Here is a 21,642-nt window from a genome sequence, read left to right on the forward strand (position 1 = left end):
AAGTTCAGCTAAAGAAATATAATTCTGTTGACAAAAACTTCAAGGGTTATAACTTATAAACACCTACTATTAACTTTTTAGGAGGCAAGGCATGTACTATGTGGCTGAGGTCATAAACGAAGAGTGCAGTAAGTACAACTGCAAGCAGTGCACCCTCTTTTGTCCTGAGCCCAACACCCTTATGTATACTGATGAGGAGCATCATGCCTTCGTGGTGCAAGAACGGTGCAAGGGCTGTGCCTTGTGTGTCTATGTCTGCGTAAATCTCTTAAAGAGAAACGCCATCCACATGGTCATGCCGGAAGTGCATGCGGAGAAGTAAGGCATGGCAGTAAGGGAAAAGCTCTGGACTTATGAGGATTATTTCCAGCTTGAGGATGAAAAAAGGTATGAGATAATTGACGGAGAGCTCCTTGAAATGCCAGCACCAAGCCTAAGGCATCAGAAGGTTATTTGGAATCTTGCCTATGTCTTTAGAAGATATCAAGAGAAAAAAAAACGCGGAGATTTCTATCTTGCTCCAGTGGATGTGGTTCTTTCTCAAGAGCATGTGGTTCAGCCAGACCTTGTCTTTGTCTCAAAGGATAGGCTTTCTATAGCAAGGGATAAAGGTATATTTGGTGCTCCAGACCTCGTAGTGGAAGTGGTCTCTCCATCTACCTTTAAAAGGGATACAGAGGACAAGAGAAGGCTATACGCCAAGCATGGCATAAAGGAGTATTGGCTTGTGTTTCCAGAGGAGAGGGTGGTGGAAGTACTTACCTTGAAGGGAGATGAGTATGAAGTATTCTCCCACGCCTTTGAAAGCGGAAAGGTTTGTTCAAAACTTCTTGAAGATTTTTGTCTAAATTTAGAAGAAATTTTTTAAGGAGGTAAACTATGGCAATACTTGGACCGTCAGGCTTTTCACCCTATCCTGTGGCTGTTTATGAGGGTATTTTGAATCCTCCACCGGGCAAGGCTCTAATGTTTAACGAGATCGTAGAAGAAGAGCTTGCTATGAGAGAAGCTGCGAAGGCAATGCTCACAAGACCTAACCCCACCATATTCCCAGGTCCTCAGGTTCTTTATGCTTGGAACGAGGAGGCAAAGGAAAAGGCAAGGTTAGTAAAGAAGATGGCACAGGTTCTTGGTGCAAAGATTATTCCCATGTATGACTACAGACCTAAATATCCCAAAATAAACCCAGCGGTGGAAATAAACCCTAACCATCCAAACCTTACCATATGGCACAACAAGATAAAGGCGTGCATATTCGTAGGCGTGCATTGCCACTATGCCAATGTAGCTCTCAAGATAATAAGGGCTGAAACGGACTGCTTTACCATAGCCATGTGCGGTATGGCAGGGCATGAAGATGCTATGATAACACTCAGAGACCAGCATATAGAAGAGATGGAAAAGTTCATAAATATCGCAGAGGAGGTAAAGAGGGAGCTAGGAAAATGAAAACCCGGGAAAGGCTTTGGACTTATGAGGACTACCTAAGCCTTGAGGAAGAAAAGAGGTATGAGATAATCAATGGAGAGCTTTTTGAAATGCCAGCACCCAGTGTTAGACATCAGGAAATTCTAAAAAGGCTTGTGAGGCTCTTTCAGATAGTAGAGGATAAAAAGCTGGGGCTTTACTATTTCTCACCAATAGACGTGGTGCTTTCAGAGAAGGACGTTCTCCAGCCAGACCTTGTGGTAGTGCTTAAGGAGAATTTGTCCATAGTTCAAGAGAGGGGCATCTTTGGCGTTCCAGACCTTGTGGTGGAAATTGTCTCTGCCAGCTCCTACAAAAGGGACACAGAGGACAAAAAAAGGCTATATGCAAACTATGGTGTAAAGGAATACTGGCTTGTGCTTCCAGAGCTAAGGCTCATTGAAGTGCTTACCCTTCAAGAGGGTGAATACAGAGCTTTTTCCTTTGCCTGTGAAAGGGGCAAGGTGTGTTCAAAGGTGGTTGAGGGTTTGTGTGTGGAGTTGGAAGGAGTGCTACCATGATAGCAGAGAAGGTCTGGACTTATGAAGACTATCTAAGCCTTGATGAAGAAAAGAGGTATGAGATAATTGACGGGGAGCTATTTGAAATGCCAGCACCCAGCGTTAGACATCAAGAGATATCTGGTAGGTTGTATGTGAAACTTTTCAACTACATAGTGGAGAGCTCTCTTGGGATAGTCCTTTACGCTCCTATAGACGTGGTGCTTTCAGAGAAGGACGTTCTCCAGCCAGACCTTGTGGTGGTGCTTAAGGAGAATTTGTCCATAGTTCAAGAAAGAGGTATCTTTGGCGTTCCAGACCTTGTGGTGGAAATTGTCTCTGCCAGCTCCTACAAAAGGGACACAGAGGACAAAAAAAGGCTATATGCAAACTATGGTGTAAAGGAATACTGGCTTGTGCTTCCAGAGCTAAGGCTCATTGAAGTGCTTACCCTTCAAGAGGGTGAATACAGGGCTTTCTCCTTCGCCTGTGAAAGGGGCAAGGTTTGCTCAAAACTGGCTGATGGTTTGTGCATAGACCTTGAGGAGGTCTTTCGGTGATAAAAATCAGCTTGCTTATCGCCACCTTTTATAAATTTAAAACAAACTTCTATAGGAGGTAAGGTCATGCAGACATCTACCGAGACGGTCATATACAACAGGGCAGGACAGAGGGTGGTTTCACCTGACTACCTTCTTTTTGAAGCTCCAAGGACGAAGCATTTCATGACAGGCTCAGAGGCAGTAAAGGAGGCGGTAAAGAGGGCTTCAGTAGACGCCTCTGTGTCCTACCCAATAACACCCCAGTCTGAGGCGGCGCACCTCATCGGTGAGCTTTGGGTTGAGGGCTATGTGGGTGTATACTTTAGAGGCGAATCTGAGTTTGGCGTTATGTCAGAAATAGCGGGATGCGCCATGGCGGGTGCAAGGACAATAACCACTACCTCTGGACCTGGAACTCTTAGGGCTTTTGAAAACTTCCCCATGTGGGCGGGGACAAGAATACCCGTCCAGCTTGTCCTTATGGCAAGAGGTGTAAACTCTCCCCTTTCTATACAACCTGACAACCTTGAGGTGGGTTTCCTGCTTGATACTGGTTGTATGATATGGTATGCGGAAAACGCACAAGACCTTTTTGATATGATACTGGCAGGCTTTGTGGTAGCAGAACAGCCAGATGTGCATGTCCCAGTTATAACTGTGGTGGACGGCTTTTTTGTTTCTCATACACGTGAAGCAGTTATGCTCCCACCAGATGATATAGCCCTTCCACCCTACAATCCTTACAAAGCACCCATGCCTGTTATAGACGCAGAAGTGCCACCAGGAAGATTTCTCAGAGACCCATTTGTGATGAAGTCCAACTACATCTCCTATGCAACCCATGCCAGCTGGCAGTGGGAAGTGAGGTCCGCCATTGAAAGGTCAAGACCCTACGCAAAGCACTATCTCAGAGGTCTCGTAGAGGAGTTTGGAGACCCCTCCGCAGAGCTTGTCTTTGTAGCTTGTGGCACTGCGGCTGCTCAATCAAAGGAGGCGGTCAGACTTCTTGAAGAAGAGGGCATAAAGGCAAGGGTTATCAAGCTAAAAACCATAAGACCTTTCCCCATAGAAGAGTTAAGGCAGGCAGTAAAGGGTGCTAAATACATCTTTGTGCCAGAGTTTAACGTGGTAGGATGGCTTGAAAGAGAGGTAAGAAGATATCTTTACGGACACTCTGACGCAGAGGTTATAGGTGCACCAAGGGTAGCCGGTGGAATGACCATGCCCGCGGAGGTTATAGTCAAAGAAGTTCTTAAACTTACAGGAAAGGAGGTAAAACATGTCATATAAGATTTACGAAATAAACGAAGAGTTTTTGGATGTTATGCCTCAGGAAATAAAAGACCTTCAGTTTAAGGCTACCTGGGGCAACCCCAAGAGGGGTGTTATGGACCTTCCTTATTCAAAGGAGTTAATAGAGGAGCATTCTCTGTGTGCGGGATGCCCTGAGTCCATGGCTCTCAGGTATATCCTCGCCTCTTTGCCAAACCCCGAGGACACCATAATAGTCAACTCTACAGGATGCACCTCTTTGGTCTTCCCCCACATAGCCCTTCATACGGTCCACTCCCTCTTTGGAAACCAGAATGCGGTAGCCTCTGGCATAAAGAGAGTGCTTGAGTGGAGGTTTCCCGACAAGGTCAAGGATGTGGTAGTGCTTGCTGGAGATGGTGCCACAGTGGACATAGGTCTTGACTGCACCCTTCAGTCCTTCTTTAGGCAAGAGAAGATAACCACCATATGCTTTGACAACGAGGTCTATGCCAACACAGGCGGTCAAGAGAGCGGTTTGACGGTAAAAGGTCATGTCTTTAAGATGGCACCAAAGGGCAAGCAGTGGGACAAAGTCCCCATGTGGCAACTTGCCATAGACTCAGGATGCCACTATGTGGCAAGGCTTACCGTGTCCTCTCCCAAAAGGGTAGAAACGGTCATAAAGAAAGCCATATACGTGGCAAGAGAAGTAGGACCCACATATGTGCATCTTTATACTCCTTGTATTCTTGAAATAGGTCTCAACTCTGATGACGGTCTTGATGAGATGAGGCAAAGGGACAAGGAAAGGTTTGCCTTCTTTGAGTATGTTTCTGAACCTGCAAAAGAGGTCATTGAACGCAAGAAAGAGGAGGGCTTGCTATGATGAGGAGAAGGGTAAACATTCGTATGCCAGCCCTTGGAGGTCAAGGTGCAGTTACCGCTGCACACATAATAGCCACAGCGGCGGACTACGAGGGCTACTATGCGGTTTCTAACCCCTTCTTTGGTGCGGAAAAGAGGATGGCACCAGCGGAGAGCTATGCACGCATAGGAATGGAGCCCATCTACGACAGAGGCGAAGTGGTCTATCCGGATGTTATCATGGTCTTTCACCCTCAAGTCATCACCATGGGTAAATCCTACACCATGCCCTTCTACTCTGGCATAAAGAGAAAAGGTCTTATCATCATAAACACAGAGGAAGACCTACTTACCGACGAGGACAAAGAAAGACTTGAAGAGCTTGAGGTAAAAGTATTTAACTTCCCAGCTACCAAGTTTGCTATAGACATAGCAGGCACAGAGCTTTCCACCAATATGGCTATGATAGGTGCCCTCTTTGGTGCTATAGGCGCGGTTGGCGTTGAGGCTATAGAAGAGGGTATAAAGTCAAGGTTTCTCAAGAAATTTGTAGCCTCTGGTGGAACTGCTTCTTTGGACTCTGCTCTTGAGAGGAAGTTCAAGAAAAAGCTAGAGCTAATAGAGAAAAACCTCAACACCGCAAAGGCTGCATATGAGCTTGCTCAAAGGTGGGCACAAGAGCAGGGGCTTGAGCCTTTCCTTCCTCCCCCACCCAAAAAGGTAGCAGTGTAAAACCTTGGGGGCTTTGCCCCCCCTGTAAAAACTTGATATAGTAATAGCTAAGGTATAAAATTTAAGCATGGGGTGGATGGGAACGTTTTTAAGACTGGTTTTCTTAGGTTCCTTAATAGTGTCTACACCGTCTTTTTCATGCCCTGAGGGCTTGCCAAAGTTGTCTTGGAGCTATGAAGTTTCTCGCAAGAAGGGGAAGGAATACAGAAGGGTGGATATAGAAATAGTAAAGTCAGAAAGAGTAAGCACTGTTATACCAGACAACAGATTGTCTTACAAAACATCTGTTAGTCCCGATGGTTTTATAAGGGTGGAAGTGCTTAACAACAGCAATGAAACGATAAAAGATGTAATAATATCTCAGAGGTTTGAAGGTGTCTTTGAAGGATTAGTAAGAGCAAGACGCATACTATCCAGAAGCCCACTTATAGTAGAAGACTTTATTACTGCTCCCTATAATATGGAAGAGGGTAAGCTCTATATAGGCATTCCAATTTTGCACGCAGGTGAACAACTACAACTTGAATACAGTGTGAAAGCTTCAATTATATACAGACCAAAGCTCGTCTCCCCTGTGGTCAAGAAGGAAGAGGTTCGTGAAAGAGTTGTTAAGAGCTATACCTTTTACTTCCCCTTGGGTAAGACAAAGCTGAATGATTTGATTGTTGAAAGACTGATAATGGAGATAAGCCTACTACCTTCTGGTGAGGACTATAGAATAAGGGTAAAGGGCTATGCGGATTCGGCTGGTAGCCTTCCTGTAAACGAGAGGATAGCAAAAGAGAGGGCAATGAATTTAATAAGTCTTATTACGAGTAGAAGTCTCGCCTGCCTTGAAAAGCACCATTACGCTGAAAGCCTTACGGGCACACCCCTTGAAGCCAAGTAAGCCTTCAGCTCTGGTATGCTTATTTCCTTAAAATGGAAAAGCGAAGCCGCAAGACAAGCATCCGCTCCACCGAGGGTAAAGCCCTCATAAAAATGCTCCATTGAGCCTGCTCCACCCGAGGCTATCACCGGTATGTTTACAGCTTCAGAAGCGAATCTTGTAAGTTCTATATCGTAGCCGGACTTGGTGCCATCCCTGTCCATGGAAGTTAACAGTATCTCACCCGCTCCAAGACTTTCTACTCTCTTTGCCCACTCAATGACATCGAGCCCAGTGGGAGTTCTACCACCGTGTATGTAGACTTCCCAGCTGTTTCCCTTTCTCTTTGCATCTATGGCAACCACAATACACTGAGAGCCAAACCTCTTTGCACCCTCGTAGATGAGCTGAGGGTTTTTCACCGCAGAGGTGTTTATTGAAACCTTGTCCGCACCAGCTTCTAAGAGTTTCCTCATATCCTCAAGGTTTGATATACCACCACCTACGGTAAAAGGCATGAAAACCTCTTCTGCTACCCTCTTTACCACCTCAAGGGTTATCTTTCTGTCTTCTGCAGAGGCGGTTATATCAAGAAAGACCAGCTCATCCGCTCCTTGTTCTTCGTAAACCTTTGCCACCTCCACTGGGTCGCCTGCGTCCACAAGGTTTAAAAACCTCACCCCTTTTACCACCCTTCCCTTATCAACGTCAAGACAGGGTATTATCCTCTTCGCTAACATCTTAGCCTCTCTGGAGCTTTTTGTAGATATCGCCAAGATATATCCGGTAGTATATGGGTCTGCCATGAGGGCACACTTCCTTATTCTCAAAGGAAAGCCACAGGTTTAAAAGCTCCTTTGCCCTCTTTTGGTCAAGTCTGTCTCCTGCCTTTATGGAAGACCTACAAGCCTTGTCCTCTTCCATCTTAAGAACCTCGTAATTATACCTTTCTGAAAGCAAATGCTGGTCAAAGAAATAGAGATAATCTCCCAGCTTAGCCACAATTAGCGTGTTATCTATTATACCAATAAGCTCTGGCTCTGTTTGGTATTCCGCCTTTTTTTGAGATAACAAGGCAGGCATGTGTTTGTGCCTTGTTTCCAGAGCAGACTTTATGAGGTTTTTTACATTACCTTCTTTGAGAATTTTCACCTCTGTCTTCTTTGGATGGACGTTTACATCCAAAAGGTATGGAGGCACTCGCACATAACAAAGCACTAAACCAGTCTTTCCCAAAGTCCTTCTAACATACTCAGAGAGGCTTTTGTTTTGCACTGGTCTACCATTTATAAAAAGGAAAAGCTCTTTTCCCTCTCTGTTTAAGGGAAGTAGTAAGTCAACTTTAAAGGATTGCTCTTCTTTTGTTATATGCTCCAACTTAACTTGAAAAACTTCTTCCGCCCGTTCCTTTATGTCTATAGCAGGCTTAAGATGGTATATATCTTTCCCCTCTGCCCTTAAGCGAAAGGCAGTTTTTGGGTTTGCCAAGGCAAGAGCTTTAAAGACTTTGTATATTTTTCTTCTCTCTGTGTCTTCTTTTCCAAGGAAGGCGCTTCTCACAGGCGCATTATAAAAGAGGTCATAAACCTCTACATGCGTTCCCACAGGCATACCAACGAGTTTTTCACTTACCACCTTTCCACCTTCAACTTTTAGCTCTTTACCTACCTCTTCTTGGAAAAACCTTGACCTAAGAACCATCTTACTTACAAGACTGATAGCGTGAAGGGCTTCACCCCTAAAGCCATAGGTGGAAAGGCTTTGAAGGTCTTCAAGGGTTCTTAGTTTACTCGTTGCTCCGCTCATTACCGCTTTACTTATATCTTCTGAGGGTATTCCTATGCCATTATCCCGCACGCTTATATACCTCTTGCCGCCCTTTATTACTTCCACATCGACAAAGGTAGCACCTGCATCAAGAGAGTTTTCCATAAGCTCTTTGACGCATTCCGCAGGACCTTCTATAACCTCTCCAGAGGATATGCGGTTTTTCACCTCTTCTGGCAGAAGATTTATACGCATAAGAATATAAGATATGCTTATTTATGCCTTAAACATCTCTAATTGCTTTTGGATAAACATTTGTTATCTTATTTAACAAGGAGGTGGAAAAATGGTAAGGTACTTTCTAATCATTTTCACTCTCTTGTTTCTTGCTTTTGCTCAAGAGGATGATGTGCTTATAAAAACACCTCTTACGAAACGTCTTGAAGAATTCAATGTAAGCATAGGTATAGTTAGCGTTGACGAGCTCAAAAAAACCTTCCCGAGAGCTTACAGTCTGTTAGAGAAGCACAATGGCGTACCAGCAAAGCATGATACTCACCATCTTGCAGTGGCTATTTGGAAAAAGGAAGGTGACAAGATAGTCTACCTCTCTAACTTTAAGGTTGAGGCAGAAGTTAGGTCTCCCATACTAAGAGCTCAGAAGAAGGAGCTTCACAAGTATCCTCATACACATGGCGACAACTTTGGAGGATGGTTTCAGATGGAAGAAAAGGGGCTTTATTCAATAAACATTTACATAAAGGACGAAAAGGGAAAAACCCGGAAGGTTAACTACGACTACATGCTCCAGTAATCCTACAAGGCTGAGCTTTCTCACAGTAAACTCTTAGCAAGAACTTAACTTTATACATAGGAGGAATACTATGCCCAACAGACTTATAAGCTCAAAGAGCCCATACCTTCAGAAGTCTGCCTATCAGCCAGTAGATTGGTATGAGTGGTCAGAGGAAGCCTTCCAGAGGGCAAGGGAAGAGGATAAGCCCATACTGCTCTCCATAGGCGGTGTGTGGTGCCACTGGTGTCATGTAATGGCTCATGAGAGCTTTGAAGACCCAGAGATAGCCAGAATAATAAACGAGAACTTTATTCCCATCAAGGTAGATAGGGATGAGCGTCCCGATGTGGACAGAAGGTATCAGGAGGTAGTTATAGCCCTCACCAACTCCGGAGGATGGCCCCTAACGGTATTTTTAACCCCGGAGGGTAAAGCCTTCTTTGGAGGTACCTATTTCCCACCCAATGACCGCTGGGGAAGGCCGGGCTTTAAAAGCCTGCTCTTAAGGATAGCCCAGCTCTGGAAGGAAGACAGACAACGGGTCCTTAGGTCTGCAGAGAGCATATATGAAAGCCTCATAAACTACAGCAGGCAGAGCTTTAAGGACCCAGTGGAGGAAGACCTGCTCCAGCAAGGCATATCCACCCTCCTTGCCAGCATAGACTACCAATGGGGAGGCATAGGAGCCGCTCCCAAGTTTCACCATGCCAAAGCCTTTGAACTGCTTATACATCACCACCACTTTGCTCCATCACCCCTCCTACAAAGAGCCATAATGAGTTCCTTGGATGCCATGGCAAAGGGTGGCGTATACGACCATCTTCTTGGGGGCTTTTTTAGGTATTCCACCGACGAAAAATGGCACATACCACACTTTGAGAAGATGCTATATGACAATGCAGAGCTTTTGAGCCTGTATTCCATAGCCTACAAGGTTTTTGGAAGGGACCTATACAGAAAAACCGCAGAAGGTATAGTAAACTATTATAGGCTCTATGGCTACGACCCTGAGGGCGGCTTTTATGCCTCTCAGGATGCGGACATAGGAGTGCTCGACGAGGGAGGATATTACACCTTTACCCGGAAAGAAATTGAGAGCCTCTTGAGCCCTGAGGAGCTAAGGGTGTTTAGCCTTCACTTTGGTCTGGCGGATATGCCACACGAGCCAGAAAAAAAGGTGCTATACATAAACATAGAAGAGGAAGAGGTTGCAAGGGTAACAGGAGCGGAGCTTGAGGAGGTGAAAAGGCTTTTGGGCTCAGCCAAGGCTAAACTCCTCCAACACAGACAAAAGAGGGAAATGCCCTACATAGACAAAACAGTCTACACAAACTGGAACGCCCTTATGATATGTGCCTTGTGTGAATACTGGAAGGTCTTCTCAGACAGCTGGGCTTTAGACACTGCAAGGCGGAGCGCCCAGAGGATTTTGGAAGAATACTACAAAGAGGGTGCCCTTTTGCACAAGGAGGGTGTGGAAGGCTTTTCTGAGGACTATATTTTCCTTGCGGGTGCCCTTCTTTCCCTTTTTGAACTTACACAAGAGAAGAGGTATCTTGAGCTCTCAGGAGAGATAATGAGGAAGGCTTTGGAGCTTTTCTGGGATGAGGAGGGCTGGGGTTTTTATGATACTGCAAAAACCGGTAATGGGCTTTTAAACATAAGGCTTAAGAACCTTCAGGACACACCCACCCAGTCGGTAAACGGCTATGCACCCTATGTGCTTCTCTTGCTTGGCACTCTGACCGGTGATGGCAGGTTTATTGACTATGCGGAGAAAACCCTACAGGCTTTTTCAAGGTTTGTAAGGGAAGTGCCTATGGTGTCTCATTCTTACCTTATTAGCCTTTACTCCTATCTGAAGGGTATATACAAGGTAGAGACAAGAGACTATTTTGAGCAAGCTCTGAAGCTCTTTAGACCCTTTAAGTTTGTCCTTAGGTCTGAGGTGGAAGGGTTGATAATATGCGAGGGGCAAACCTGCCAGCGGTTTGACAGTCTTAATGAAATCTTAACAAAAGCGCACTAAAATTATATACAAAAGGAGGTGCTAAGGATGCTGATAAGCTACGAAACCAGCAAGGGTGTTGATGAAGTAAAGCAAGCCATTGAAGAGAAGGCAAAGGAGAAGGGCTTTGGAGTTATGGCGGTTCATGAAGTTTCAAAGGTCTTGGAAAATAAGGGTGTGCCCATAAGCTACAAGTGTGTAATAGTTGAAGTCTGTTCTCCAAAGCATGCAAGCAAAGTGCTCTCCACAGACCCTTACATATCCACCGCCATGCCCTGCAGGATAGCCATCTTTGAAGAAAATGGTAAAACGGTAGTGAGCACCATGGCTCCCACTGAAATGCTCTCCATGTTTGAAAGACCAGAACTGGAAGATATCGCACAAGAGGTAGAAGAGCTCATGGAGCAGATAATGGAGGAGTGCCTATGAAGGTGCTTAGTGTAAAGGACAAGAAGGTGGCAAGAAGGTTAACAGACAGACTTCTAAAAAAGGGTCTTGTGGTTGCACAGGCGGAGAAGGAAGAGGACCTAAAAAAGGACTTATCCAAGAAGGCGGACGTGGTTATCTTGTTTTCAGAGGGTGTATCCAAAACTCTTGACTAATTCTGGTCTCTTCTTCCAGTCTGGCTTTACCCTTACAAAAAGCTCAAGGTAGACCTTCCTGCCTGTTATAAGCTCTAACTCTTCTCTTGCCATCTTGCCTATGGACTTTAGTCTCTGCCCGCCTTTTCCTATGATTATAGGCTTGTAGTTCTCCCTATCTACTACAATGTCCGCCTTTATGACAAGGACGCTTGGGTCGTGCTTTCCTTCAGAAACTTCCGTTATAAGCACCGCCACGCCCTGAGGGATTTCTTGGTGAACCTTTAGCAAGACCTTTTCCCTTATTATCTCTGCAGCCATAAGCCTAAAGGGTAGGTCTGTGACCATCTCCTCGGGAAATAGTGGCTCACCCTCTGGAAGGTATTTTATTATGGTCTTGAGAAGCTCATCTATGTTATAGCCCTTTAAGGCACTTATGGGTATTATCTCTTTTATTTGCGGATACTCCTTTGAAAGCTCTTCTGCAAGAGGTAAGAGATTTTCTACACCCCCTACCTTGTCCACCTTGTTTATAAGGAGGAAAACAGGTTTGTTTTCCGCATAGGGCTTTATGTATTTTTCAAAGACTTGTCTATCGTCATCCCTGAAGCCGTCCTCCGCATCTATCATAAAGAGTATAAGGTCCGCATCCTCTAAGGAAGTGCTTGCGGTCTGCACCATAGCCTCTCCCAGTGCATCCCTTGGTCTGTATATGCCAGGGGTATCTAAAAAAACTATCTGTGCCTGCTCTGGTATGTTTTTCACACCAAGCACCCTTATGCGTGTAGTCCCTGGCTTTGGAGAGATAATAGAAACCTTCGTGCCTAATATTTGGTTCAGAAGCGTGGATTTGCCCACATTCGGTTTGCCTACGATAGCTACATATCCTACCTTCATCAAAGTTATTATAAGCCAAGCTCTGCAATAATTAAAAGCACTATTCCAAGTAAGACTACCGCAAAAGAAGCACCAGAGGCGTAAACCTTTGAAGGAAGCCTTTTAGCTAAAAGTCCACCCGTTAGTGTTCCAAAAACAAGCCCTGCAAGACCCATAGCTATAAACCGCCAGTCAAGAGAAAGTAGGTCAAGGTTTTGATAAAAGCTAAGCCTTATGAGTATATTGGAAGTAAAGTAGAGGTTAAGCATAAGCCTTATGGAGTAGGGGTCAAAAAGGTGCTGACTAAGGAAAACGAGGGGTGGCGGTCCTCCCATACCCATAAGCCCTGCAAAAAGACCACCAAGAAAACCCACAGGAAAAGCCATATGTCTACCAAGCCTAACTTTTAAAAGCCCCCTCTGGACCAGCAGGTTATAAACTCCCAAAGCGAGGATAAAAGCTCCTATGGTGAGTTTTAGGGTCTTTGTGTCTGCCTTGTCCAAAAGATATGCACCCAAGAATATTCCTGGCACTGAACCCGCTATTAGAGAAAAAAGTAGCTTTGTCTCTATTTTTCCCTTCCTGTTTTGATACAGAAGGCTGAGAGTTCCAAAGAGGTTGAAAATGGCAGAGGACACAACCACCATCTTGGGGTCATACAACATGGAAAGAATACCTATTATGAATATCCCAGCTCCAAAACCTGTTATAGATTGAAAAAACCAAGCAAAGGAGACCACAAAAAAGGGTATCATTTACCAAAAATTGACTTTATAAAGTTTATAAACCCTCCAAACCTTCTCTTAAACTCCATGCGTAGGTTTTCTACCCATTCACCTATTCTGCCAGAGGTTTTTGAAAGAAGGGACTTATCTTTTATGTGGTCTGTGAAGAGAAACTCTTTTAACACTTCGTTGGTCTCCTCAAGAGCCCTTATAAGGCGTTTTAGCTCCTCTTTGTTTTCAAAGTTTGCCTTGTTTATGGCTTGCTCAAGGCTTTTGAGTATACCCTCAAGGGCACTATCAAAGCTCGCATTCCTCGCCTGTGTGTCTGTGGGAAACTGGTTTATAAGTTCTACCAGTTTTGACTTTAGCCTAAAGCGGTATTCAGAAAGCAAGGAGGGAAAGGGTTCCTTTGAAGGCATGTCTTGGAAAAACTCCTCCACTATTAGGACAACCCTTTCCTCTATGCTGTATATCCTATCCATTAGTCCGTCTCCGTGTGGTGTTCCTCACCAGTTGGGGCTTTTTTGCCTTCCTCCAAGTCATAGAAACGGTCTTCAAGTTTTTTAAGTATTTTAGGCAGTGTGGTGTATTCCATCTCTTCTGAGGGCAGTCTATGAGGTTCAAATATCCCTTGACGCCTGAGGATGTCTGCGATTATCTGGGCTTGTTCTCTTGCCTTGTCAAAGGCTGGGTCATCAAAGAGGTCTCTGGGACCTATAAGTTTGCCGTTGGCTATCTGATATCCTGCGGCGATAACCCTTGGAGGTCCGTCAAACCTTGAAGGAGTGGCATACTTGAAGGATACGGGCATAAGGGGTCCATTGTGAGAACCTCTCATCCAACCCTCCACTATCCAAGGTCTCGCAAAAGGCTCAAGTATTTCACCTATGGCGGGAAAACCGGACTGAGACCTCACTATCATAACAGGGTCATCTTTGCCTACATACTTGCCTGCGATTAAGGAAAGCCTTTGTGTGGATGCAACCGCAGCTATCTCCCCGTCAGAGTTTCTCCAGACGCTTTTTACCGCATAGCGCTCCACACTTCCAATAAGGGCAAGAAGGTCATACAGCTCCGCTGGTGTAGAGAGCTTTACCGCCTTGCCTGTAAAAGTATCAAGCACCTCAAAGGTAAAGCCATCATGCATTTTGGGGTCTATAACAAGACCTGCACAGACCATGGGGTCAGCAAACATCTCATAAAGGGGCAAGCTCCATGCACTGGGTGCGGTCTTGTCCGCAAAGAAGACTATTACAGGTTCAGAGGGTCTTTCTTCAAACTCCATCTCCGCCACACCAGGACCCATACCCTTCACATTGCCAGAAAAGGTATCAGAAAGTAGGTCTTGACCCGCACCGTAGAGCTTGAGCCTTTTGGCTACCTGTGTTCCCTCTTCAAAAGCTCTCCATGCTATACCATGCACAAGTTCACTGTCCACACCATGCTGGTGGGTCATCACAAGAGCAATATCATCGCCACAAACAAGCACTTGACAGTCAATAAGGTTTCCCTTTTGGACTTCCTTTAATCCTATTTCTTTTACCTTTTCCACCACCTCAGGATGTGCGGAAGAGTGCCCCACATAACCCCCTATGTCTGCCTTTATTACACTCAAAGTTATTTTCATGACTACCTCCTTTGTGCTTTGCTTTTTATATTATAACATCTCATGAAGCTCTTTATAGTGGAGAGCCCTACAAAGGCAAAAACCATAGCCAAGTATTTAGGGGAAGGTTGGATAGTTAGAGCTACTCTGGGTCATATAAAGGACCTGCCAGAGGACAGGCTTGGTGTAGATGAGGAGACTTTAAAGCCAACCTTTGTATGGGTAAGGGGTAAAAGAGCGCTTATGGAGAAGTTAAAGGCTCTGGCTCGCAAGGCAGAGTCCATATACATAGGCACAGACCCGGACAGAGAAGGAGAAGCCATAGCCTACTTTATCTATAAGGAGCTTGAAAACCTTAAAAAGCCCATAAGTAGAGTAGTTTTCTATGAGGTTACTCCTCAAGGTATAAGGTCCGCCATACAAAAGCCTACCACTATAAACCAAAACCTTGTAAAGGCACAGTTTGCCAGAAGGGTGCTTGACAGGCTCATAGGTTATAAGCTCTCTCCCTATCTGTGGAGAGCCCTCAGCAGAAATACCCTCTCGGTGGGAAGGGTTCAATCTCCTGCTCTAAGGCTCATAGTGGAAAGAGAAAGGGAGATAATGGCTTTTAGAAAAAAGGAATACTACTACATAAAGGTGGTCTTTGAAAAGGATGGTGTGGAGTTTTCCGCCTTTTGGGACTATAGGTTTGAAAAGCCAGAAAATGCCAAGCCCTACCTTGAAAAGTTAAAATCTGCCCTTTTTGAGGTCCTAAGCTATGAAGAGAAAGAAGAAAAACATGAACCTCCAAAGCCCTTTATAACTTCAAGTCTTCAGACAGTAGCCAGTGGGGTTTTAAAGGTTGGTGTGGAGCAAGTGCAAAAGATGGCTCAAAAACTCTACGAAGAGGGGTATATCACTTATCCAAGGACGGACAGCTATAGGATGAACCCACAGAAGGCAGAGGAGTTTATGAAATACATTGAAAAGACTTATAGAAGGGAATATGTGGGTAGGCTAAGGAAGTTCAAGGAAAAGGAGCTCTCTCAGGGTGCTCATGAATGTATAAGACCCACAGCACTAAAGGTCCCGCCTCTTAAGGGAAAGGAGTTAGACCTTTATATGCTTATACTAAAGAGAACCCTTGCAAGCCTTTCAAGCCCTGCGGTCTTTCTCAAAAAGAAGGCGGTTATAGTGCCCATATACGAGAAAAGGAAGGGTGAAGATATGAGGTTTTTAGCTAAAGGTTCAGAGCTTGTCTTTGATGGATATTTGAGAATTTACCCAGAGGAACAGGAGATTGTGAAACTACCACCTTTGAAAAAGGGAGAGGTTCTAAAGCCTAAGAAGATACTCCTTGAAAAGAGGCAAACTCAACCACCATCAAGATACACAGAGGGCTCTCTGGTTAAAAAACTTGAAGAGCTTGGCATAGGTAGACCTTCCACCTATGCGGTTATAGTAAAAACCCTAAAAGAGCGAGGCTATGTGGTAGAGGAGAAGGGACACCTAAAGCCCACTGAAATAGCCTTTGAGGTGGCGGACTTTTTGCAGGAAAACTTCCCAAAGGTAATAGACTATGCCTTTACAAGCCAGATGGAGGGGGGTCTTGACAAGGTGGAAGAGGGTCAAAGGGACTGGCGTGAGGTGGTAAGAGAGTTTTTCTCACAAGTTCAATCGGGGCTATAATTTATAGTTTCAGATGGATACCATTCTTGATAAGTTCAAGGGCGTTATTCTTGGTAGTGCCATAGGCGATGCCATTGGCAAAAGTCTTGAGGATGTGCCTTTGGCAGATGTGCTTGAGTTTTATGGTGGCAAGGTAAAAGGCTTTGTAGAGCCACATCCTCTTAGTCCTTCCGTGGGTCTTGAGCCAGAAAAAACTTCTGATGAGACCACCATAAGTGTGCTACTGGCTCAAAGTATAGTGGAGAAAAAATTCTTAGACCCTTACCACTTTTTTGAAAAGCTCAGAGAGTGGGCGAGTAAAGAAGAAAGCCACAGATATCCAGACCCTGCACTGATTACTGCCATAGACCTTATATCCTCTGGAGTAGGTCTTGAGGATACGGGGCTTGTATCTTCCTCTGTGGAGGGAGTGCTTAGATGTGCTATAACTGGGCTTTTCCACTATTACAATCCACATCTTGCAGTTGAGGCTGGCAGGCTTGTAAGCCTAATTACACACAGAAGCAAGGAGATATACGATGCCAGTGCCTTGGTTTCTGCCCTTGTTAGCTATCTTGTGCTTGAGAGCTTTGACCTAAGAAACCCAGTGGAGAGGTTTGCACTCCTTGAAAGCCTTAAAAACTTTCTCAAATATGACAAAAGCAAAAGATACCTTGACAGCGTGAAAAAACTCTTAGAAGAGGAAGCAGACACAGAGAAAGCCATAGAGCTTATAGGAAACTCCACCTATGTTTTTGAAGCCCTACCCCTTGCCCTTTTTATCTTCTTAAGACATGTGGACGACCCTATACAAGCCTTCTGGGAAGGAGTAAACGCCTGCGGTATGGTGGGAGGGGACACGGACGCTATAGGATACCTTGTGGGGTCTTTTGTAGGTGCATACGCTGGGCTTTGGGCTTTCCCCTTGGAACTTCTTGAAAATTTGGAAAACTACGAGTATTATATTCTTTTGGCAGAAAAACTTTATGATACTACCATGGAATTTCTTGAAAGGAGGAGATGAGATATGGCTTACAAACTTCAAGAAGCCTTTTTAAACACCGCAAGGAAAAGAAGGGTAAAGGTTACCATCTATCTTCTTAACGGCGTAAGGCTTCAGGGAAGGATAAGGTCTTTTGACCTCTATACCATTCTTATAGAGGATGGGCGTCAGCAAACGCTTGTTTACAAGCATGCCATAACCACCATAATACCCTCAGAGAGGATGGAAATAGAGTTTGAAGAAGAAGGAGTGCCAGGGGCTGTATAGCCCCCTATCCTTAGAACATACCTGGAGGTTTACCCTTAGAAACCACAAGCCTTTCTACTGGTTGACCACCCTTTAGATGGCTTTGAACTATCTCATCCACATCTGAAGGCTTTACATTTCCATACCATACCCCATCAGGGTAGACCACAATCGTAGGTCCGAGACCGCAGGGTCCAAGACAGCCTGTGGGAGTCACCGCAGTGCTCATAAAAAGCTCTGGGTCCATTTGCAGTTTTTCCATGAGCTTCATGTATATATCCCTTCCGCCCTTCTCCGCACAAGAACCCATGGGATGACCAGGTGGTCTTTGGTTTACGCAGACAAAAACATGCCTAAACTCCATAGGATACCTCCTTGAAAAGTTTTGAAAGAATTCTACCAGAGAGTTTGAAAATTTTGTATGAGACTAATCACTTTTTAAGGAGGGGAGGAAGAGCCTCCCCAGAGGAGTTTAGAACTTCCAGTTGAGACCTATGGCTATGGCGTTTTGGGCGTTTTGGGCTTCCACGAGGAAAGCTCCTGAAGGGTCTGTTGCCTTTACCTTCTTGTTGAAGGCATGCTTGTAAGCAAGGTCTATTCCAAAGGTTTTTGTAAACTCATATCCAAGACCGAGGGTTATGTGATGTTCTGTTATCGCTGGGAAGCCTATAAGGTTAAACCATGCTATATTAAAGTCACTAAAGGGTGCAGAGAAGTTGGGTATACTGTTGGCATTCATGGGATTCTTAGCTCCGCCCCTTATGGGAGACTTTCCATAGTTATAACCTGCTCTCAAAGCCAGCTTTTCTGTAGGCTTATACTCACCACCAAGGGCTATAACCCACTGGTCTTTCCATTGGAAGTGCTTGTAGCCCTTTGCGTTCTTCCAGTTTATCCATCTTATGTCCATACCTACCTTGAAGTTGTTCATAGGCTTTACACCAAGACCAAAGGCAAGCTCTTGAGGCTGAGTGAGTTTTAGGTCTTCAAACCTTCCATCATTATTGCTGTCAAAGACCCTTTTGTAGGTCATAGAAACAGGGCTCTGGTAAGTTATACCTGCATACACAAAGTTTCCCATGTTGTAGGCTAAGCCAAGCTGAAAGCCTATTCCATAGGTCTGAGACTGTCCACCCCCAGCATTCCAACAGTTTGTAGTCATTGGCTGACACATGTTTGCTCCCATATCAAGTGAGCCATAAGCCAAGTGAAGAGCACCTGAAACAGATATGGCGTTATTCACTTTGTACGAAAGGGCTGGTATAACCCGCATAAACTGGAGGGTCGTATGCATGTTGGCAAGTCTTTGGTCCTTGTTTCTGTAGTCCACACCCATCCCTGAGACACCAAAGGCACCTATACCAAAGCTCAGGTTATTATTAATCTGTTGCACTATACCAACTTCCGGGACAACAAACATATCCGCCTCACTAGTAGCAGAGGCTGGAGGGTTCATAGGACCCATGGGAGTTACGTTAGTTTTTGCCTTAACCTCAGGCATAAAGAGTATTCCACCAAAGCTTAGGTTAAAGCCCTTATACTGGCTCATCCAAGCAGGGTTTCTAAAGATAGAGTCCGTAGGTCCTACTGGCATACCCACACCTATACCACCCATACCCCTTGAGGCTGGAGATACACCTATTAGGTTATCCCCGTTTGTAGCAAAAGAGAGCCCCGCAATTCCTAACAAGGCAGTTAAAGCAATAGCCTTTTTCATAGCCTTTACCTCCCTTCAAAGGTTTTCTCTCACATTTTATTCCTCATAACAGTAAACTTGCAATTCAAAGGACTTATAAGGTTTTAAGCCTGTGTTATATAAGAATTTCAGTATATTCCTATAAGTTTTCAATCAAGACAGCCCTATTTTGCAAACACTCTATAAGTTTTTCTATGCCTTCCCTCCTTACAAAATACACCCTTCCACCCAAAGGAACACCGTATTCCTTCATAGGTTTTATTCTCACATATCCCAAGTTTTTACCTGCAATGTAGCCTGTTATGTAATCTGGGTCATCGCTCCAGCATAGCTCCGCTATAACTCCGCAATGTATATTCTTTGTAGCAAGGGCAAGGGCATCAAGAAGTCTTTCAAGGTATGGCTTTTTTAATCCTCTTTCTCTCAAGACCCTCTTGACCTCTTGCCTGTCTTTCCAGTCCACCCTTACGGTTCTTATGCCTCTTTCCTTGTCTGGCTCAAGCCGTTCACCTGTATGAATATCCATTAGCACCGCACCTCTCATATTCCCACCCTTTGGGTTTGCTCCTCTCTTTAAGGTCTCAAGTGCCTTCAGGGCTATCTCCTCTGGAATGCCTTCCTTCGATAGGCTTTTTATGGCAAAGTTATGGGCTTCTTCTACGCTTTTAAAGTCATAGCTGTATATGGTAAGTGCCTTTGGAATTGTGGTTATCTCTTCCACCCTTTCAAGGGTTATAACCATCTTGTCATAAGCCTTGGGTCTTTTGATAAGTTCCTTTATAGTCTTTTGAAGGGCGTCAGGTTTTATAAGCCTTTCCGCACCAGATATGTGCTGTCCCTTTAACTCCGCTCTCATACGAAGGCTAAGCATAGCTTTTCCAAAACCTAAAGCCTCTTTTTAGAATTGTAAGCAAGTTTCTACCAGAAAGCAAAAGCTTTGGCTTTTTTGGAAGTGAAGAAAGCACCAACTTCCAGCCTTCTTTGAGGTTTCCAAACCTCATACACACATCTCCCACATGAAAAAGAAAATATGGCAAGTATTCCTCTGGAATTTTATCTCTGTAAAACCTGTAAACCGCCATAGTGCCTTCATAAAGCCTGATGCTTTTGCTACTTCTTTTCCCATGCTCTCTTATTTTTACCGTGTTAGTATCGCAAATTTCTACCTTTAGACCTTTAAGCACCGCCCTAAGGAAGATTTCCCAGTCCTCTCTAAGCATGAATTGGTCTTTGTATCCTAAAAAGCTCTCTTTTCTGAATGCGGTAGCGGATGGGTAGCCTACCATTCCAGAAAACACCAAAATTTTGTAGTCCTTTGGTATCTTTTTTCTTGAAACTCTCAGAATTTTACCCTCCGAGTTTACAAGGGTTCTCGGAAAACTATAAACCATATCCGCAACCTTTAAAGCGCCCATTAGTTTCTCCACATGGTTTTTTTCCCAGAGGTCATCATGGTCAAGGAAAAAGACATATTCACCCCTTGCCAAGCTAACTCCAAGGTTTCTTGAGTAGCACCTTTCCATGTTCTTTGGGTTGCGATGGTAATGCACCCAGCGAGAAAATTCACTCTTTACTACCTGCTCTGTTCTATCCGTTGACGCATCGTCTATAACTATTATTTCGTCAACCTTTAGGCTCTGCTCCAGCACTGACTGTATGGCTTGTGCTATGTATTGCTCTCCGTTATAGACGGGTATGACCACACTTACCATAACTTGGAAACCTTTTCCTTTAACTCAAGCTCGTAGAGAAACTTATACTTAAGGAAGGTGTAAAAGAAGGCAGAAAGGGCAACCATAAAGCCTCTTAGACCATCAAGAAAACCCAATTGGACAAAGTATACCTTAATAAAATGCCAAAGAGGATTGAATATTAGCTTATATAACCTGAACCTTTTGCCTTCACTTTTCATAATTTCCGCCATTGTGTATGCATAGTGTACCGTTTTTAAATACTGGTCTTTTAGACTTTTGTATGAATAATGATAGAGGTCTCCCTTTAATCTTCCTACACTACCACTAAATATAGCCCTTTCGTGGAGTAATCCTTCAAACCTTACCTTTCCTTTACGAAAAAGCCTAATCCTCCACTCGGGATACCATGCGTGTTTTAAAAAATCTCCCAAGTAATAAGTCCGTCTGCTAACCATATAAATATCATGCTTTGGGTTTTTGATTACCTGTCCTATGCTTTCCCTTAGCTCTTTGGAAACTTCCTCATCCGCATCAAGCACAAACACCCAATCTCCAGAACATAGACCTATGCCGTAGTTTAGTTGGTCTGGGTATCCTTTCCATTCCCTAAAAAAAACCTTTGCCCCCAGCTCTTTGGCAATTTCCACAGTTCTATCCGTTGAGCCAGAGTCTACCACAATAACCTCATCCGCAAGCCCCTGCACGCTCTTTATGGCTCTTTCTATGTTTTTCTCCTCGTTTTTTGTGCGAATTAAGACAGACAACAT

Annotated in this window: 27 protein-coding genes; 16 read left to right on the forward strand and 11 right to left on the reverse strand. The window is 44.4% G+C overall.

Annotated features, from left to right (window positions below):
* Positions 1–91: 91 nt before the first annotated feature.
* The 9 genes from G3M65_RS05240 to G3M65_RS05280 all read left to right on the forward strand — a co-directional run bounded on the left by G3M65_RS05240 (position 92) and on the right by G3M65_RS05280 (position 6,248).
* Entirely contained in the window at positions 92–322 is a 231-nt protein-coding gene (locus tag G3M65_RS05240; protein WP_173833538.1) for a 4Fe-4S dicluster domain-containing protein, read from the forward strand.
* Positions 323–325: 3 nt separating this feature from the next.
* The gene (locus G3M65_RS05245; RefSeq protein WP_173833539.1) at positions 326–868 is read left to right on the forward strand and encodes a Uma2 family endonuclease; all 543 of its coding nucleotides are present in this window, start codon (positions 326–328) and stop codon (positions 866–868) included.
* 11 nt (positions 869–879) lie between these two features.
* Positions 880–1,449 carry a carbon monoxide dehydrogenase beta subunit family protein gene (locus G3M65_RS05250; protein ID WP_173833540.1) on the forward strand — a complete coding sequence of 190 codons (570 nt, stop codon included), beginning with the start codon at positions 880–882 and terminating at the stop codon, positions 1,447–1,449.
* The gene (locus tag G3M65_RS05255) at positions 1,446–1,988 is read left to right on the forward strand and encodes a Uma2 family endonuclease (RefSeq protein WP_173833541.1); all 543 of its coding nucleotides are present in this window, start codon (positions 1,446–1,448) and stop codon (positions 1,986–1,988) included. The genes G3M65_RS05250 and G3M65_RS05255 overlap by 4 nt, the downstream gene beginning before the upstream one ends.
* Positions 1,985–2,527 (forward strand): Uma2 family endonuclease, encoded by a 543-nt coding sequence (locus G3M65_RS05260; protein ID WP_173833542.1) that lies wholly within the window; start codon positions 1,985–1,987, stop codon positions 2,525–2,527. The genes G3M65_RS05255 and G3M65_RS05260 overlap by 4 nt, the downstream gene beginning before the upstream one ends.
* A 66-nt stretch (positions 2,528–2,593) precedes the next feature.
* The gene (locus G3M65_RS05265) at positions 2,594–3,799 is read left to right on the forward strand and encodes a transketolase C-terminal domain-containing protein (protein WP_173833543.1); all 1,206 of its coding nucleotides are present in this window, start codon (positions 2,594–2,596) and stop codon (positions 3,797–3,799) included.
* Positions 3,789–4,649: a thiamine pyrophosphate-dependent enzyme gene (locus G3M65_RS05270; protein WP_173833544.1), complete on the forward strand. Its 861-nt coding sequence runs from the start codon at positions 3,789–3,791 to the stop codon at positions 4,647–4,649. Before G3M65_RS05265 ends, G3M65_RS05270 begins: the two co-directional genes overlap by 11 nt.
* Positions 4,646–5,359: a 2-oxoacid:ferredoxin oxidoreductase family protein gene (locus G3M65_RS05275; RefSeq protein ID WP_173833545.1), complete on the forward strand. Its 714-nt coding sequence runs from the start codon at positions 4,646–4,648 to the stop codon at positions 5,357–5,359. The genes G3M65_RS05270 and G3M65_RS05275 overlap by 4 nt, the downstream gene beginning before the upstream one ends.
* Positions 5,360–5,510: 151 nt before the next feature.
* Positions 5,511–6,248, forward strand: a complete 738-nt coding sequence (locus tag G3M65_RS05280) for an OmpA family protein (RefSeq protein WP_173833546.1) — start codon at positions 5,511–5,513, stop codon at positions 6,246–6,248.
* Here the strand turns inward: G3M65_RS05280 and hisF are convergent.
* Both hisF and mutL read right to left on the reverse strand, forming a co-directional pair.
* Entirely contained in the window at positions 6,206–6,967 is a 762-nt protein-coding gene (gene hisF / locus G3M65_RS05285; RefSeq protein WP_173833547.1) for an imidazole glycerol phosphate synthase subunit HisF, read from the reverse strand. The two genes, G3M65_RS05280 and hisF, sit on opposite strands and share 43 nt — an antisense overlap.
* Position 6,968: 1 nt before the next feature.
* The gene (gene mutL, locus G3M65_RS05290) at positions 6,969–8,249 is read right to left on the reverse strand and encodes a DNA mismatch repair endonuclease MutL (protein ID WP_173833548.1); all 1,281 of its coding nucleotides are present in this window, start codon (positions 8,247–8,249) and stop codon (positions 6,969–6,971) included.
* Positions 8,250–8,340: 91 nt separating this feature from the next.
* On the opposite strand from mutL, the gene G3M65_RS05295 reads away from it, so the two are divergent.
* The 4 genes from G3M65_RS05295 to G3M65_RS05310 all read left to right on the forward strand — a co-directional run bounded on the left by G3M65_RS05295 (position 8,341) and on the right by G3M65_RS05310 (position 11,400).
* Positions 8,341–8,808 (forward strand): hypothetical protein, encoded by a 468-nt coding sequence (locus G3M65_RS05295; protein ID WP_173833549.1) that lies wholly within the window; start codon positions 8,341–8,343, stop codon positions 8,806–8,808.
* A gap of 70 nt (positions 8,809–8,878) precedes the next feature.
* Positions 8,879–10,819, forward strand: a complete 1,941-nt coding sequence (locus tag G3M65_RS05300; RefSeq protein ID WP_173833550.1) for a thioredoxin domain-containing protein — start codon at positions 8,879–8,881, stop codon at positions 10,817–10,819.
* 27 nt (positions 10,820–10,846) lie between these two features.
* Positions 10,847–11,227 carry a DUF302 domain-containing protein gene (locus G3M65_RS05305; RefSeq protein ID WP_173833551.1) on the forward strand — a complete coding sequence of 127 codons (381 nt, stop codon included), beginning with the start codon at positions 10,847–10,849 and terminating at the stop codon, positions 11,225–11,227.
* Positions 11,224–11,400 (forward strand): hypothetical protein, encoded by a 177-nt coding sequence (locus G3M65_RS05310; protein WP_173833552.1) that lies wholly within the window; start codon positions 11,224–11,226, stop codon positions 11,398–11,400. Before G3M65_RS05305 ends, G3M65_RS05310 begins: the two co-directional genes overlap by 4 nt.
* On the opposite strand, the gene era is transcribed toward G3M65_RS05310, so the two are convergent.
* The 4 genes from era to fbp are packed head-to-tail and all read right to left on the reverse strand — an operon-like array spanning position 11,371 to position 14,607.
* The gene (gene era / locus G3M65_RS05315; RefSeq protein WP_173833553.1) at positions 11,371–12,276 is read right to left on the reverse strand and encodes a GTPase Era; all 906 of its coding nucleotides are present in this window, start codon (positions 12,274–12,276) and stop codon (positions 11,371–11,373) included. The genes G3M65_RS05310 and era overlap by 30 nt on opposite strands.
* An 8-nt stretch (positions 12,277–12,284) precedes the next feature.
* On the reverse strand, positions 12,285–13,010 hold the full coding sequence (locus tag G3M65_RS05320; RefSeq protein ID WP_173833554.1) for a sulfite exporter TauE/SafE family protein: 726 nt from the start codon (positions 13,008–13,010) through the stop codon (positions 12,285–12,287).
* Positions 13,007–13,462 (reverse strand): hypothetical protein, encoded by a 456-nt coding sequence (locus G3M65_RS05325; protein WP_173833555.1) that lies wholly within the window; start codon positions 13,460–13,462, stop codon positions 13,007–13,009. Before G3M65_RS05325 ends, G3M65_RS05320 begins: the two co-directional genes overlap by 4 nt.
* On the reverse strand, positions 13,462–14,607 hold the full coding sequence (fbp, locus tag G3M65_RS05330; protein WP_173833556.1) for a fructose-1,6-bisphosphate aldolase/phosphatase: 1,146 nt from the start codon (positions 14,605–14,607) through the stop codon (positions 13,462–13,464). Before fbp ends, G3M65_RS05325 begins: the two co-directional genes overlap by 1 nt.
* 42 nt (positions 14,608–14,649) lie before the next feature.
* On the opposite strand from fbp, the gene topA reads away from it, so the two are divergent.
* The 3 genes from topA to hfq are packed head-to-tail and all read left to right on the forward strand — an operon-like array spanning position 14,650 to position 17,506.
* Positions 14,650–16,257, forward strand: a complete 1,608-nt coding sequence (topA, locus tag G3M65_RS05335) for a type I DNA topoisomerase (RefSeq protein WP_173833557.1) — start codon at positions 14,650–14,652, stop codon at positions 16,255–16,257.
* Between the two features lie 13 nt (positions 16,258–16,270).
* The gene (locus G3M65_RS05340; RefSeq protein ID WP_173833558.1) at positions 16,271–17,260 is read left to right on the forward strand and encodes an ADP-ribosylglycohydrolase family protein; all 990 of its coding nucleotides are present in this window, start codon (positions 16,271–16,273) and stop codon (positions 17,258–17,260) included.
* Positions 17,261–17,263: 3 nt separating this feature from the next.
* The gene (gene hfq / locus G3M65_RS05345; RefSeq protein ID WP_173833559.1) at positions 17,264–17,506 is read left to right on the forward strand and encodes an RNA chaperone Hfq; all 243 of its coding nucleotides are present in this window, start codon (positions 17,264–17,266) and stop codon (positions 17,504–17,506) included.
* A gap of 10 nt (positions 17,507–17,516) precedes the next feature.
* Here the strand turns inward: hfq and G3M65_RS05350 are convergent, their stop codons facing one another.
* The 5 genes from G3M65_RS05350 to G3M65_RS05370 all read right to left on the reverse strand — a co-directional run bounded on the left by G3M65_RS05350 (position 17,517) and on the right by G3M65_RS05370 (position 21,642).
* Positions 17,517–17,849 (reverse strand): (2Fe-2S) ferredoxin domain-containing protein, encoded by a 333-nt coding sequence (locus G3M65_RS05350; protein WP_173833560.1) that lies wholly within the window; start codon positions 17,847–17,849, stop codon positions 17,517–17,519.
* A gap of 108 nt (positions 17,850–17,957) precedes the next feature.
* Positions 17,958–19,202, reverse strand: coding sequence for an OmpP1/FadL family transporter (locus tag G3M65_RS05355; protein ID WP_173833561.1), 1,245 nt, complete (start codon positions 19,200–19,202; stop codon positions 17,958–17,960).
* A gap of 118 nt (positions 19,203–19,320) precedes the next feature.
* Positions 19,321–20,052, reverse strand: a complete 732-nt coding sequence (locus tag G3M65_RS05360) for a 6-carboxyhexanoate--CoA ligase (protein WP_173833562.1) — start codon at positions 20,050–20,052, stop codon at positions 19,321–19,323.
* Positions 20,045–20,893, reverse strand: coding sequence for a glycosyltransferase family 2 protein (locus tag G3M65_RS05365; RefSeq protein WP_173833563.1), 849 nt, complete (start codon positions 20,891–20,893; stop codon positions 20,045–20,047). The genes G3M65_RS05360 and G3M65_RS05365 overlap by 8 nt, the downstream gene beginning before the upstream one ends.
* Entirely contained in the window at positions 20,887–21,642 is a 756-nt protein-coding gene (locus G3M65_RS05370) for a glycosyltransferase family 2 protein (protein ID WP_173833564.1), read from the reverse strand. The genes G3M65_RS05365 and G3M65_RS05370 overlap by 7 nt, the downstream gene beginning before the upstream one ends.

This window comes from Hydrogenobacter sp. T-8 (assembly GCF_011006175.1).
Lineage (GTDB): Bacteria > Aquificota > Aquificia > Aquificales > Aquificaceae > Pampinifervens > Pampinifervens florentissimum.

What these genes read in the sequence shown, in the direction of transcription:
- G3M65_RS05240 (WP_173833538.1), top strand. Translation starts at nt 92, where the DNA reads ATGTACTATGTGGCTGAGGTCATAAACGAAGAGTGCAGTAAGTACAAC.
- G3M65_RS05245 (WP_173833539.1), top strand. Translation starts at nt 326, where the DNA reads ATGGCAGTAAGGGAAAAGCTCTGGACTTATGAGGATTATTTCCAGCTT.
- G3M65_RS05250 (WP_173833540.1), top strand. Translation starts at nt 880, where the DNA reads ATGGCAATACTTGGACCGTCAGGCTTTTCACCCTATCCTGTGGCTGTT.
- G3M65_RS05255 (WP_173833541.1), top strand. Translation starts at nt 1,446, where the DNA reads ATGAAAACCCGGGAAAGGCTTTGGACTTATGAGGACTACCTAAGCCTT.
- G3M65_RS05260 (WP_173833542.1), top strand. Translation starts at nt 1,985, where the DNA reads ATGATAGCAGAGAAGGTCTGGACTTATGAAGACTATCTAAGCCTTGAT.
- G3M65_RS05265 (WP_173833543.1), top strand. Translation starts at nt 2,594, where the DNA reads ATGCAGACATCTACCGAGACGGTCATATACAACAGGGCAGGACAGAGG.
- G3M65_RS05270 (WP_173833544.1), top strand. Translation starts at nt 3,789, where the DNA reads ATGTCATATAAGATTTACGAAATAAACGAAGAGTTTTTGGATGTTATG.
- G3M65_RS05275 (WP_173833545.1), top strand. Translation starts at nt 4,646, where the DNA reads ATGATGAGGAGAAGGGTAAACATTCGTATGCCAGCCCTTGGAGGTCAA.
- hisF (WP_173833547.1), bottom strand. Translation starts at nt 6,967, where the DNA reads ATGTTAGCGAAGAGGATAATACCCTGTCTTGACGTTGATAAGGGAAGG.
- mutL (WP_173833548.1), bottom strand. Translation starts at nt 8,249, where the DNA reads ATGCGTATAAATCTTCTGCCAGAAGAGGTGAAAAACCGCATATCCTCT.
- G3M65_RS05295 (WP_173833549.1), top strand. Translation starts at nt 8,341, where the DNA reads ATGGTAAGGTACTTTCTAATCATTTTCACTCTCTTGTTTCTTGCTTTT.
- G3M65_RS05300 (WP_173833550.1), top strand. Translation starts at nt 8,879, where the DNA reads ATGCCCAACAGACTTATAAGCTCAAAGAGCCCATACCTTCAGAAGTCT.
- G3M65_RS05305 (WP_173833551.1), top strand. Translation starts at nt 10,847, where the DNA reads ATGCTGATAAGCTACGAAACCAGCAAGGGTGTTGATGAAGTAAAGCAA.
- G3M65_RS05310 (WP_173833552.1), top strand. Translation starts at nt 11,224, where the DNA reads ATGAAGGTGCTTAGTGTAAAGGACAAGAAGGTGGCAAGAAGGTTAACA.
- era (WP_173833553.1), bottom strand. Translation starts at nt 12,276, where the DNA reads ATGAAGGTAGGATATGTAGCTATCGTAGGCAAACCGAATGTGGGCAAA.
- G3M65_RS05320 (WP_173833554.1), bottom strand. Translation starts at nt 13,010, where the DNA reads ATGATACCCTTTTTTGTGGTCTCCTTTGCTTGGTTTTTTCAATCTATA.
- G3M65_RS05325 (WP_173833555.1), bottom strand. Translation starts at nt 13,462, where the DNA reads ATGGATAGGATATACAGCATAGAGGAAAGGGTTGTCCTAATAGTGGAG.
- fbp (WP_173833556.1), bottom strand. Translation starts at nt 14,607, where the DNA reads ATGAAAATAACTTTGAGTGTAATAAAGGCAGACATAGGGGGTTATGTG.
- topA (WP_173833557.1), top strand. Translation starts at nt 14,650, where the DNA reads ATGAAGCTCTTTATAGTGGAGAGCCCTACAAAGGCAAAAACCATAGCC.
- G3M65_RS05340 (WP_173833558.1), top strand. Translation starts at nt 16,271, where the DNA reads ATGGATACCATTCTTGATAAGTTCAAGGGCGTTATTCTTGGTAGTGCC.
- hfq (WP_173833559.1), top strand. Translation starts at nt 17,264, where the DNA reads ATGGCTTACAAACTTCAAGAAGCCTTTTTAAACACCGCAAGGAAAAGA.
- G3M65_RS05350 (WP_173833560.1), bottom strand. Translation starts at nt 17,849, where the DNA reads ATGGAGTTTAGGCATGTTTTTGTCTGCGTAAACCAAAGACCACCTGGT.
- G3M65_RS05355 (WP_173833561.1), bottom strand. Translation starts at nt 19,202, where the DNA reads ATGAAAAAGGCTATTGCTTTAACTGCCTTGTTAGGAATTGCGGGGCTC.
- G3M65_RS05360 (WP_173833562.1), bottom strand. Translation starts at nt 20,052, where the DNA reads ATGCTTAGCCTTCGTATGAGAGCGGAGTTAAAGGGACAGCACATATCT.
- G3M65_RS05365 (WP_173833563.1), bottom strand. Translation starts at nt 20,893, where the DNA reads ATGGTAAGTGTGGTCATACCCGTCTATAACGGAGAGCAATACATAGCA.
- G3M65_RS05370 (WP_173833564.1), bottom strand. Translation starts at nt 21,642, where the DNA reads ATGTTGTCTGTCTTAATTCGCACAAAAAACGAGGAGAAAAACATAGAA.